Here is a 12,159-nt window from a genome sequence, read left to right as displayed (position 1 = left end):
AAAAGGGTGTAGGACTAAAAACTAATAAAAGATTAAAAGGAATTAATTAAGTGCGAAGGGTGCGCTAAATTTAAAGGTAGGTATGTATACCCTAAATTTTTGGGCATTGTTCATAATTACCATGTTGTAATGACCTTTCATGGCACCAATAGGAGAAGTAAGTAAACAACCGGAATTATAGGTGTGTGATTCACCTGGCTGAATAACCGGCTTTTTGCCAATAACCCCTTCACCATCTAAAGTTTCCATGTCATTTAAAGAGTCGTATATTTTCCAATGACGAGAAGTTAATTGAACGGCATCTTTACTCTGGTTTTCAATAGTAATGGTATACCCAAACGCATAATGCATTTTGTAGTTTTTAAAGAACGTGCCTTCAAAAGTTGTTTGTACTGATATTTTTATGCCTTTAGTAACCTGTGTTATCATCATATTTAATATGTAAATACGCTCTGTGCTATTAATATGGTTATAGCTATAATCCCTAAGATAAAAAATATTGTGTTTAAGAAAAAATACTTTATAACCGTTTTAACTCTTCCTTGTTGATAGAAATTGCGCATTGCTTTATAAAGGTAGATGGCGAAAATTAAAATAAATAATCCTTCACTGCCAAAATTGAACACTGCGTTGATCAAATTGCTAACAATGAGCAAGATAAATAATAATGACTGATTGTGAAAGCTAAAGATTAAATGATCGGTATAAGTGTATTTTTTTCTGATATAGACCAACCAAATGAAAAAAGAAAAGAACGGAAGAAAGAAAAATGTGGTAAATGGTAATTTAGAAATTAAGGAGTTTAAAAACGAACCTGGTCTTTTTTCGATTTCTACAAAGCTGTTGGCTAAATTAAAAGCCATTTCATTTTCTTTATTTTCAGGTATATTAAATTTAGTAACACCTTGTTCAAAATAATAAATGGTGTCATATTTAATTATGGAATTAAAAAAGTCAATTTTTCCAAAAAATCGACTAGTAAGTTCTTTTGTGTTTATTTCCTTAAAATATGACTTGGGGTCTTTTAAAATGGTAGAATCTTTGTCGCTAATTTGGTTTTTGAAAAATCCATTAATTTTAAGAGAGTCCATTTGGGCTAAGGCTAGGGCTCTTTCTTCTTCGTTTTCAAATTCTATTTTGTCAAACTCTTCGTGCATTAAGTTAAATATCGGTTTACGATTTTCGTACCCAAACTTATTGAAGGATTCAAATTCACTATTGAAGCTTAAAATCAAAAAGTAAATTATAGATAAGCTCAGCAGAAACCTAAAAGGGTTGGTGTAAGAGAGTCGTCTGCCAGAAATATATTCTTTAGTGATTTTACCTGGTTTTAATAAAAGAGCTGCCAGTGTTCGCCATAGCTTAGAATCGTAGGAAAGGTAATTGGCAAGAAACTCTTCAAAGAAATCTAAAAGAGTTAGTTTCTTGGTGCTATTGGCTTGAGAGCAATTTGGGCAATATTTATCGCTTAATTCCAGCGGATGCCCGCAATTAAGACAGTCTACACCTCTGTATCTTAGTTCGTATCTGCCCTTTGGTTGAGTGGTTGGTTTGTTTTCCATAAATGATGAAAAACGTAAATATACAGTTAGTTCGTGATATTTCTAGAATTGGCAGAACCTATACCTATAATACTATCGTACATGTCTCCAAAATTTCTGTAATATACCAATACTAAATAGGTGTTTTCGGTAAAATGAAAATTACCGCCAACTTCGTTCAGTTTTATTTTATCGTCACTTTTTACGGCATATTTATAATTATAAAAACCTTGTTTCATTTTTAAGGTAGCTTCTAACATTCCATTTTTTTCATTGTAGACCATTTTGTTTTCATCCGTAAGTGCATAGTTATTGAATTTGCCGAAAACATACACATCGTCCAAGGCAATGAATTCGGTATACGGAAGGCTAAAATGAACATTGGTGTATTCCGCTTCTCTAGAAGCATTGTCCCCTTGTAGCGTTCTTACCACAAAATCTCCGTTTATATCAGGAAAGTAGGTGTATGCTTTATCATTTCTAAAGTCGTCAGAAAAAAGATAATGGTTGTAAAGGTCGGTAAGGTCGATGCTAGATATCTGTGAACTTGGAGCTCTAAGGTCACTTGTGTCAAATAGTAAAAATTCATTACCGCCATAAAAGGCCGTTTCTTGGTCATATTTATAAACTAATTCGCTGCCCATGGTATATTGTGGGGCAATATTGGTAATCACTGTGGGCCAATAATGATTTTGAAGAATGGCAACTTTCACTTCTTTTTTAGGGTTGATCAATCTCGTAGATCCAGAATTGATGCTGAATTGTACAACCTGTTTCTCATTTATATAATTGAAATCTCTTGATCGTTTTATTTCGGTAGCGACGGTAACGACATCCTTATAAACAACAAACCTTCGTGAAAACTGTATTTCATTATAGCTATTGTACACTTCAATAAGGTAATTACCGCTCACTTTTAAACGAACATAATCGTTGGGTATGGTTAATTGGTAGTTAGAATAAGATTGTAAAGTACTATAACTATTCTCGTAATCTGTTATGCGTTGATTGTCGACGCCATCTATATATTGAGATTTTAATAGGGACGATGGGGTCCAGTCGTAGTCGCAATGAACAACCTTATAGTAATAATCTTGTTCGTTGGCAAGTATGTCGTCAAATTCCAAATAAAGTGGTTCTCCTATTTTTATGACCGGAAACTGATCTTCTGTAGGTCCCTTAAAAACTATCGATTTAATGTTCTCGGGCGGGTTGACCTCTACTTGAACCTGGGCAATCAAATTTTGTAAAAATAGAAGACAAATAATATGTTTGATGAAAATGCGCATTATACCCCGTTTTTTTTGAGTAAAGGTAAACAAAAAGGATGCCTAAAAAATATAGCTCGTTCTATTGTCTAATTTATGGGACAATAATTATGAAAACGAACTTTTTGTACTTAAATTTGCTCAAATTTTGATAACCTAAAGGTCTACACGCACATGTCAAAAGACATTCGAATTAAGAAAGGGCTCAACATTAATCTGGTGGGCGCCGCAGAACAGACTACTTCAAAAGCTGTTTTAAGTAATGTTTACGCAATACAGTTAAGTGATTTTCACGGAATTATCCCTAAAATGATGGTAAAGCAAGGCGCCGAGGTAAAAGCGGGCGAGCCTTTGTTCTATAACAAAAGCATAGAGAGTATGGTTTTTGTTTCGCCGGTAAGTGGTGAGCTCATCGAAATTGAAAGAGGGGATAGAAGACGTATTTTGACCTTAAAGATATTAGCCGATAAAACACAAGAGGTAATTTCAGGTGCTGTTACAGATGTTGAAAATGCATCTAAAGAAGAACTGAAAGCAACGTTGCTGAAAAGTGGCTGTTGGCCATTTATCAAGCAAAGGCCGTATGACGTAATTGCAAATCCGGATACAACGCCTAAGGCTATTTTTATTTCTGGGTATTCTAGTGCTCCTTTACAGGCAGATTTAAATTATGTGCTTCAAGGCAAGGAGAAAGAGTTGCAAACTGCAATTACTGCATTGGGTAAATTAACGCCAGGTAAAGTTCATGTTTCGGTTGGTGCTGGTGCTTCGCCGTTGTCTTCTATGGAAGGTGTAGAATTGCATACAGTATCTGGGCCGCATCCTGCTGGTTTGGTAGGTACTCAGATAAATAGAATTGATCCTATTAATAAAGGAGAATTGGTTTGGACTGTATCTCCTCAAGATTTAATTATAATAGGTGAATATTTGCTTACAGGAAAGTTCAATGCAGAGCGTGTTATTGCTCTTGCTGGTTCTTCTGTAAAAGCCCCTAAATATTATACTACGAAAATTGGTTCTGAGATTTCTACCTTCTTATATGCAAGTGGTGTAAACGAAGAAAATTTTAGAGTAATCAATGGAGACGTACTTACAGGTTCTAAGAGTAAACCAGATGGTTTTTTAGGTTACTATAATAATACGGTATCGGTTATTCCTGAAGGAGACGATTATGAGTTGTTTGGATGGAACAAGCCGGTTTTCGATAAAATTTCTGCAACTAGGGCTTTAACGTTCTCTTGGATGCAGCCCAACAAGAAATATGATTTAGATACCAATACCAATGGTGAGCATAGAGCTTTTGTAGTAACGGGACAATATGAGAAAGTTTTTCCAATGGATATTTTTCCAATGCAACTACTAAAAGCTTGTATGGTTAAAGATTTGGATGAAATGGAGCAATTAGGTTTGTACGAAGTGGCTCCAGAAGATTTTTCGTTAACTGAGTTTATATGTATTTCTAAACAACCACACCAAAAAATTATTCGTGAGGGGTTAGATTTATTGCAAAAAGAAATAGGATAAGAAATGAGTTTAAAAAGCAAATTACACGAACTTAAACTGAAGTATCAGGGTAAGAAAATGGCTCCTGCCTTTAATGCCTTTCATACTTTTTTGTTTTCGCCAGATGAGACTACCCATGCAGGTGGTACACATGTAAAGGCGGCCGATGATTTAAAGCGTACCATGAACACGGTAATTATGGCACTAGTACCAGTGTTGATATTTTCTATGTTCAACGCGGGTTATCAGTACTATTCTGCAATCAATGGTTTTCCTGCAGAATTTTCTTTAATGAACGATTTTCTTACCTGGGATAATTTTTGGATCGGTATTATTAAGGTGTTGCCATTAGTGGTGGTTTCTTATGCTGTAGGTCTAATAGTGGAATTTATTTTTGCCGTTATCAAAGGTCATGAAGTAGAAGAGGGTTATTTGGTTACCGGTATGTTGGTGCCATTGATCGTACCAATAGATACTCCGCTTTGGATGTTGGCGGTTGCCGTAGTATTCGGTGTTGTTATCGGTAAAGAAGTATTTGGTGGTACCGGTATGAATATTCTTAATCCAGCCTTAACTATTAGAGCATTTTTATTCTTCGCGTACCCTACTTGGATGAGTGGTGATAAAGTTTGGGTTTACGGTGCAAGGGAGCGCTCAGAAGAAATTCTAGCAGGTGCTACAAATGTAGATGCCTACTCTGGTGAAACTATACTTGGGTTTTTAGCGCAAAACAAAGGGGCCGAGATGTCATATTCTGTTTCAGATATGTTCTTCGGGTTTATTCCTGGTTCTGTTGGTGAAACATCGGCGTTCTTAATTCTTTTAGGAGGGTTGTTCTTGATATTCACTAAAATCGCTAGTTGGAGAATTATGTTAAGCGCTGTGATCGGTTCATTGGTAATGGGCTTAATATTCAATCAAGTAGTTGATTTTGGTTGGATAGGAGAATCAAGTAAATTTTACGGATTAATGAGTTTTGATTTCTGGAAACATTTAATCGTAGGTGGTTTGGCATTCGGTATTGTTTACATGGCTACCGATCCTGTAACAGGGTCTCAAACCAATAAAGGTAAGTGGTACTATGGTTTCTTTATAGGTTTCATTTCTGTAATGATTCGTGTATTTAACCCAGCGTATCCAGAAGGTGTATTCTTAGCGATTTTGTTAATGAACGTATTTGCGCCTACTATCGATCATTATGTGGTTAGGGGTAATATTAAGAGAAGAATGAACAGATTAAAAAATGCTACTATCTATCCAAAAGATTCAGATGGTAAAGCAGAAGAACTTAAAGCTGAAACAGTTTAATTATGGCTAATAAAACAGATAGTAACGTTTATACAGTAGTTTTTGCTGCTGTTATGGTTGTGGTAGTTGGTTCAATACTAGCATTTTTGGCTTCTGCATTACGTCCTAACATTAAAGAGAATGAGCGTTTTGAAAAACAGCAGAACATTCTTTATGCAATGGGGGTTAATGAAAATGGTGATGATGCCGGTAGCGTAAACTTCGTGCCGACAGATGTAGTTGAAGATGAGTTTGCAAATTATATTAAAGAGCAGTTGGTTATACAAGGTGACAAGATCACTGAAGATGATGAAGCGTATTTAATTGATTTGAAAAAGCAATTGGCTAACATTAAAAAAGGTGAAGATTATAAATTACCTGTGTTCATTGGTGAGAAAGATGGTGAGAAATTTTACATCATTCCTATGTACGGTAAAGGACTTTGGGATGCTATTTGGGGTTTCATCGCCTTAGATGATACCATGACTGTTCAAGGTGTATATTTTGACCATAAAGGAGAAACTCCTGGCTTAGGTGCCAACATTAAAATGCGTTATTTCATGGACGATTTTAAAGGGGAGACTATTTTAAATGGTACTCAATATGCTGGTATATCGGTAGCGAAGGGTAATAATGACCCATTGAACAAAACAAAAGATGACAATGAAGTAGATGCCTTGGCAGGTGCTACAATTACCGGTAACGGTGTTTCAGCTATGATCAGCGAAACTGTCAAATTATATAAACCTTATTTAGAAACAATTAGAGCAAAGTAATATGGCACTACTATCAAAGAAAGATACAAATCTTATTACGGATCCCTTAGCGGATAACAACCCTATTACGATACAAGTACTAGGCATCTGTTCAGCATTGGCAATTACGGCAGAATTAAAGGCATCATTGGTGATGGCAATTTCTGTAATGTTCGTACTGGGTGCAGGTAATGTGGTTATCTCGTTAATGAGGAATATTATTCCATCAAAAATTAGAATTATTGTACAGCTAATTGTGGTTGCTACATTGGTAATTATAGTGGATCAAGTGCTAAAGGCCTTTGCTTATGAATTGAGTAAAACATTAGCGGTATTCGTTGGTTTAATTATTACAAACTGTATAATTATGGGTCGTTTCGAAGCTTTTGCTTTGGCAAACGGACCATGGCGTTCATTCTTGGACGGAATAGGAAACTCATTAGGTTACGGTGTAATCTTAATAATCGTTGGGTTTTTTAGAGAATTATTAGGTTCTGGTACGTTGTTCGGTATTCCGGTTTTAGGAGATCCAATAGCAAAAACTGGTTTATATGCTACAGGTTATGAGAATAATGGTTTTATGATTATTCCGCCAGCGGCATTAATCGTAGTTGGTATAATAATTTGGGTACAACGCTCAAGAAACCCTGCGCTTGTAGAAGAAAATTAAACGACATTTAAGTAGAAATTATGTTAGAACATGTAGAATTATTTTTTAAGTCCATCTTTATCGATAACATGGTATTTGCCGTGTTCTTGGGGATGTGTTCTTATTTGGCGGTATCCAAAAAAGTGGCTACTGCGGTTGGTTTAGGTGCTGCCGTAATATTCGTATTAGCGGTAACCGTGCCAATGAACTGGTTGTTAGATAAGTATTTGCTACAAGATGGTGCCTTGGTTTGGTTAGGTCCTGAGTATGCCGATTATAACCTTAGCTTTTTATCTTTTATTTTATTTATTGCAACTATTGCCACAATGGTACAGTTGGTAGAGATAGTGGTTGAGAAATTTTCACCTTCTTTATATAACTCACTGGGTATATTCTTGCCTTTGATTGCAGTAAACTGTGCAATTCTTGGGGGGTCGTTATTCATGCAAGCAAGAGAAATCGAAACTTTTGGTTTAGCATTTAATTACGGTGTAAGTTCTGGTATTGGCTGGTTCTTGGCAATTTTGGCTATTGCGGCCATTCGTGAGAAAATTAGATACAGTAATGTTCCTGCTCCTTTAAGAGGTTTGGGTATTACCTTTATTATTACTGGTTTAATGGGTATTGGTTTTCAAAGTTTTGGAGGAATGTTGACCGGTGGAGGTGATGAAGCTGAAGAAACTTCAGAGCAAGTGAACCAAATAAGCAAACCAGAAATGGTAACTCCTGTAGAGGAAGAAGTAGTAGTAGATAAGAACGAAGAAATTGACGAAAAGGTGATTTCTTATAACGACGTAAACAAATAAATATGATTTTAGCTGCAAGTACTGGCGGAACAATACTGATAACTGTTGTCGCATTTCTAATACTATTGATGGTGTTAGTAGCATTGCTTCTGTTTACCAAACAAAAACTTTCTCCATCTGGTCCTGTAACCATTACCATTAACGGAGAAAAGAAAATTGAAGTTGATTCAGGTGGATCTTTGTTATCTACATTAGGTAACCAAAAAGTATTTTTACCATCTGCCTGTGGTGGAGGTGGAACATGTATTCAATGTGAGTGTCATGTGCTTTCTGGTGGAGGTGAAGCATTACCTACCGAAACACCTCATTTTTCTAAAAAAGAATTGAACCATGGTGCTCGTTTGGCTTGTCAGGTTAAGGTAAAGCAAGACATGGAAATTACGATACCAGAAGAAGTATTCGGTATTAAGAAATGGCCTGCTAAAGTAGTGCGTAATTATAATGTTGCTTCTTTTATTAAAGAGTTTGTAGTTGAGATTCCAGAAGATATGGGCTACAAGGCAGGAGGCTATATTCAAATTGAAATTCCTGAGTGTGAGGTTAAGTATGCCGATATAGACATTACGGCACACCCAGAAGAGCATGAAACTCCGGATAAATTTCAAGCTGAATGGGATAAATTCAACCTTTGGCCTTTAGTGATGAAAAATCCTGAAACGGTTGAAAGAGCGTATTCAATGGCTTCTTTCCCTGCAGAAGGTAGAGAGATTATGTTGAACGTACGTATCGCTACTCCGCCATGGGATCGTTCAAAGAACGGTTGGATGGATGTAAACCCTGGTGTTGCATCATCTTATATATTTAACCTTAAGCCTGGTGATGAGTGTACAATTTCTGGTCCTTACGGTGAATTCTTTATCAACGAATCAGATTCTGAAATGTTATACGTAGGTGGTGGTGCAGGTATGGCGCCAATGCGTTCTCATTTATATCACTTATTCAAAACGTTGAAGACCGATAGAAAGGTGACTTACTGGTACGGTGGTCGTTCAAAAAGAGAGCTTTTCTATTTAGATCACTTCTATAAATTAGAAGAAGAGTTTCCTAATTTTAAATTCTATTTGGCATTATCTGAGCCATTAGAAGAAGATAACTGGAAAGTAAAAGAAAATATAGATGCACCTGGCGATGGTTTCGTAGGGTTCATACACAATTGTGTAATTGATAACTACTTAAGCCTTCATGAGTCTCCAGAAGATATAGAACTTTATTTCTGTGGACCTCCATTAATGAACAAAGCTGTTCAGAAGATGGGTGAAGATTTCGGTATCCCAGATGAACATATACGTTTCGATGACTTTGGCGGATAAGCTGTAAGTTGTTGATTTTAAATAATTTAACCGATATGTAATGTATCGGTTTTTTTTTATAATTTTATTTACATATGCACGTATTAACAGAACAAGAGCTTCATAATTTAGCAATGAATATTGTTGGCAAACAGTTAGAAGAGGCAGGGTTTGAATTTTTGGCGGTAAATAGTGAGTTGCGAAAAAATCCGCAGTTTGTTTGCACCAAGGATAAGCATATGCGTTTTGTAGTAGTTAAGGCAATAGAGTATCCTGGTGATCCAAAAGATCTTGAGTTTTTTATGTCAGACCTAAAGAAGATGAAAGAACATGCTCTTAAATTTGAGGCAACAACTTTCTATGCCGGTGTAGGATTGGTAAATGCTACTGATCATAATTTACCAGTGTATTTAAATGAGGAGTATATTGTGGATTATGATGGTTTGGTAGAGATATGAGAAAATGTATTTTAATATTGATGGTTTTTGCAGGGTTGATTCAATCTTGTACAAATAAGGATGCGGTTCGAAATCAAAATGTAGGTGGAGCTTTAGGTACTTCTTATAGTATAATTTCCATCACCGCAGAAGAAATGGATATGCAGGAGGAGATTGATTCGGTATTTACTGTCATCAACCAATCTTTATCCACTTATATACCAGAATCTGATATTTCTAGGGTAAATAGTGGTGATAGTACTGTAGTAGTGGATGCTATGTTTAAAGAGGTGCTGCAACTTTCAAAATTGATACATCAAGAGACAAATGGTTTTTTTGACCCTACTGTAGGTACTTTGGTTAACGCTTGGGGCTTTGGTCCGGAAAGACAAATAACAATGGATAGTCTAAAAGTGGATAGTCTTTTAAACTATGTAGGTCTTAACAAGGTATCGCTGAATCAAAATGATCAAGTGGTCAAGTCTAATGCAAATATTTATTTAGACTTTAATTCAATTGCCAAGGGTTATGCAATAGACCGATTAGCTGCAATGTTAGATGCTAAGGGAGTTCAAAATTATTTAATAGAAGTTGGTGGTGAGCTTGTAGCTAAGGGAAGAAATGTTATTAAGGAAAAATCTTGGGTAGTAGGTATAGATGATCCTGAAATGAAAATAAACAGGTCCACTAGAATTTTAATAAACTTAAATAATAGGGCTCTGGCTTCATCTGGTAATTACCGTAAATATAGGGTAGATGAAGCAAGTGGGAAAAAATATGTACATACGGTTAATCCCAAAACGGGTTATACACAATTGTCGAATACCCTTGGGGTAACCATATTGGCAGATAATTGTGCAACTGCAGATGGTTATGCCACGGCTTTTATGGCAATGGATTTAGATGATGCGTTTAAGGTAATCAATGAAAATGACAGATTAGAAGCCTATATCGTTTATATCGATGAAAATGGCGATACACAAGAATTCTTGACAGCAGGGTTTAAAGCTGTAGTTGTAGAGTAATTATTTCTTTACGAAAGGAATTATTTCCCCTTGTGCTAAGCGGTACCTATCGATTTCTTCTTGGCTCAAAAGCTTGGTAAAATCTATTTCGTTAACGGTGAAACCTATTTCTCTTAGTTTATCGAAATAATCCCTGCCGTAAATACGTACATGGTCATACTGTCCAAAAATTTTAGCCCGTTCTACTTTATCTGTTATGGTGTTGTCTTCATAGGTAATTTCTCTATTCAAGTCTTGCGGAATCTGAAAAATGCCCCACCCACCTGGTTTTAGAATTCTATATAATTCAGACATGGCCTTGGTATCATCTGGTATATGTTCTAATACGTGATTACACAGAATAACATCGAAGGTATTATCTTCAAAAGGTAAGTTACAGATATCTGCCTTCACGTCTGCTAACGGAGAATTTAAGTCCGTAGTAACATAATTGAGGTTTTTTAACTTTTTAAACCTTTTATAAAACGCCTGTTCTGGTGCAAAATGTAATACGTGTAAATGAGCCGTAAAAAAATCTGTTTCCTCTTTTAAGAACATCCATAATAAACGGTGCCTTTCTAATGATAGGGTAGAAGGCGAAAGTACATTTTCTCTTGGGTTTTCATATCCGTACGGAAGAAAACTTCTAAAGGTATTGCCATCAATAGGATCTTCATAAGTGTTGCCACGGTAATACGCCTTAAAAAAGGGTTTTACCAAATAACTAAGGGAAATTAATACTGGTCTAGGAACAAGGTTAAGAAAAAATTTAAAAATTTTCTTCATCAGTATTTCTTAGCTTTTCACGGTAGAAGAGGTAAATTCATCTTCTTCATCACTTTCTATGCCCAGTGCTTCGTAAATGTATTTAAAAGTTGATAATAGCTCTGGTTTACCATTCACAATGGCCACATCGTGTTCAAAGTGAGCACTAGGCTTACCATCTGCAGTAAGTATTGTCCATCCGTCCTTTAGTTGCTTGATGCTCTTAGTGCCCATATTGGTCATGGGTTCAATCGCAACTGTCATCCCTTCAACAAACTTTTTGCCTCTTCCGCGACGACCGTAGTTAGGCATTTCAGGACCTTCATGCATTTTTCTGCCTAGTCCATGCCCTACCAATTCTCGAACAACACCGTAACCATGCTCTTCTGTAAATTTTTGAATGGCATAGCCAACGTCGCCTACACGGTTGCCGACCCTAAATTCACGAATACCGATGTATAACGATTGCTTGGTAACCTCTAATAGCTTTTTAACTTCAGGACTCACTTCTCCTACTTCAAAAGTATAAGCGTGATCACCATAGAAATCATTTTTTAGAGCACCACAATCAATGGAGATAATATCTCCCTCTTGCAATGGTGTGTCATTTGGAATGCCATGTACTACCTGAGCATTGGGGCTCATACATAATGAATTTGGAAAATCATATAATCCTAAAAAACCAGGTACCGCACCGTGGTCACGAATGAAAGTTTCGGCCATGGCATCAAGCTGAAGAGTTGTTACTCCCGGTTTGACTTCTGCAGCGATCATTCCCAATGTTTTAGAAACAATTAATGCGCTTTCACGCATTAATTCAATTTCCTCAGCTGTTTTTAATTTTATCATTCTAAT

Annotated in this window: 13 protein-coding genes; 8 read left to right on the top strand and 5 right to left on the bottom strand. The window is 36.2% G+C overall.

All coding sequences use genetic code 11. The features are described from left to right. Positions 1–42: 42 nt before the first annotated feature. The 3 genes from apaG to DCS95_RS06880 are packed head-to-tail and all read right to left on the bottom strand — an operon-like array spanning position 43 to position 2,830. On the bottom strand, positions 43–429 hold the full coding sequence (apaG, locus tag DCS95_RS06890; protein WP_036158586.1) for a Co2+/Mg2+ efflux protein ApaG: 387 nt from the start codon (positions 427–429) through the stop codon (positions 43–45). Positions 430–434: 5 nt separating this feature from the next. Continuing rightward, positions 435–1,562, bottom strand: a complete 1,128-nt coding sequence (locus DCS95_RS06885) for a DUF3667 domain-containing protein (protein WP_116770019.1) — start codon at positions 1,560–1,562, stop codon at positions 435–437. 26 nt (positions 1,563–1,588) lie between these two features. Next, complete coding sequence (locus DCS95_RS06880; protein ID WP_116770018.1) at positions 1,589–2,830, bottom strand: type IX secretion system plug protein; 1,242 nt, start codon at positions 2,828–2,830, stop codon at positions 1,589–1,591. Between the two features lie 153 nt (positions 2,831–2,983). On the opposite strand from DCS95_RS06880, the gene DCS95_RS06875 reads away from it, so the two are divergent. The 8 genes from DCS95_RS06875 to DCS95_RS06840 all read left to right on the top strand — a co-directional run bounded on the left by DCS95_RS06875 (position 2,984) and on the right by DCS95_RS06840 (position 10,560). Then, the gene (locus DCS95_RS06875) at positions 2,984–4,333 is read left to right on the top strand and encodes a Na(+)-translocating NADH-quinone reductase subunit A (RefSeq protein ID WP_116770017.1); all 1,350 of its coding nucleotides are present in this window, start codon (positions 2,984–2,986) and stop codon (positions 4,331–4,333) included. A 3-nt stretch (positions 4,334–4,336) separates the two neighbouring features. Continuing rightward, positions 4,337–5,620, top strand: coding sequence for an NADH:ubiquinone reductase (Na(+)-transporting) subunit B (locus DCS95_RS06870; protein WP_116770016.1), 1,284 nt, complete (start codon positions 4,337–4,339; stop codon positions 5,618–5,620). Between the two features lie 2 nt (positions 5,621–5,622). Next, positions 5,623–6,375, top strand: a complete 753-nt coding sequence (locus tag DCS95_RS06865; RefSeq protein WP_116770015.1) for a Na(+)-translocating NADH-quinone reductase subunit C — start codon at positions 5,623–5,625, stop codon at positions 6,373–6,375. 1 nt (position 6,376) lies between these two features. Further along, a complete protein-coding gene (locus DCS95_RS06860) occupies positions 6,377–7,024 on the top strand; it encodes an NADH:ubiquinone reductase (Na(+)-transporting) subunit D (protein WP_116770014.1) in 648 nt (215 codons plus the stop codon). Between the two features lie 20 nt (positions 7,025–7,044). After that, positions 7,045–7,809 (top strand): NADH:ubiquinone reductase (Na(+)-transporting) subunit E, encoded by a 765-nt coding sequence (nqrE, locus tag DCS95_RS06855; protein WP_116770013.1) that lies wholly within the window; start codon positions 7,045–7,047, stop codon positions 7,807–7,809. 2 nt (positions 7,810–7,811) lie between these two features. Continuing rightward, positions 7,812–9,119 (top strand): NADH:ubiquinone reductase (Na(+)-transporting) subunit F, encoded by a 1,308-nt coding sequence (nqrF, locus tag DCS95_RS06850; protein ID WP_116770012.1) that lies wholly within the window; start codon positions 7,812–7,814, stop codon positions 9,117–9,119. 74 nt (positions 9,120–9,193) lie between these two features. After that, positions 9,194–9,556, top strand: a complete 363-nt coding sequence (locus tag DCS95_RS06845) for a Na(+)-translocating NADH-quinone reductase subunit F (protein WP_116770011.1) — start codon at positions 9,194–9,196, stop codon at positions 9,554–9,556. After that, positions 9,553–10,560 carry an FAD:protein FMN transferase gene (locus DCS95_RS06840; protein WP_116770010.1) on the top strand — a complete coding sequence of 336 codons (1,008 nt, stop codon included), beginning with the start codon at positions 9,553–9,555 and terminating at the stop codon, positions 10,558–10,560. Before DCS95_RS06845 ends, DCS95_RS06840 begins: the two co-directional genes overlap by 4 nt. Here DCS95_RS06840 and DCS95_RS06835 read toward each other — a convergent pair whose 3' ends face one another. Together DCS95_RS06835 and map are read right to left on the bottom strand one after the other, a co-directional pair. Next, entirely contained in the window at positions 10,561–11,325 is a 765-nt protein-coding gene (locus tag DCS95_RS06835; RefSeq protein WP_116770009.1) for a class I SAM-dependent methyltransferase, read from the bottom strand. 9 nt (positions 11,326–11,334) lie between these two features. Then, on the bottom strand, positions 11,335–12,153 hold the full coding sequence (gene map / locus DCS95_RS06830) for a type I methionyl aminopeptidase (protein ID WP_116770008.1): 819 nt from the start codon (positions 12,151–12,153) through the stop codon (positions 11,335–11,337). Between the last annotated feature and the right edge of the window lie 6 nt (positions 12,154–12,159).

It is taken from the genome of Maribacter litoralis, assembly GCF_003075045.1.
Taxonomy (GTDB): domain Bacteria; phylum Bacteroidota; class Bacteroidia; order Flavobacteriales; family Flavobacteriaceae; genus Maribacter; species Maribacter litoralis.
The sequence above is the reverse complement of the archived record's forward strand: the minus strand, read 5'-3'. Positions and strand labels throughout refer to the sequence as shown.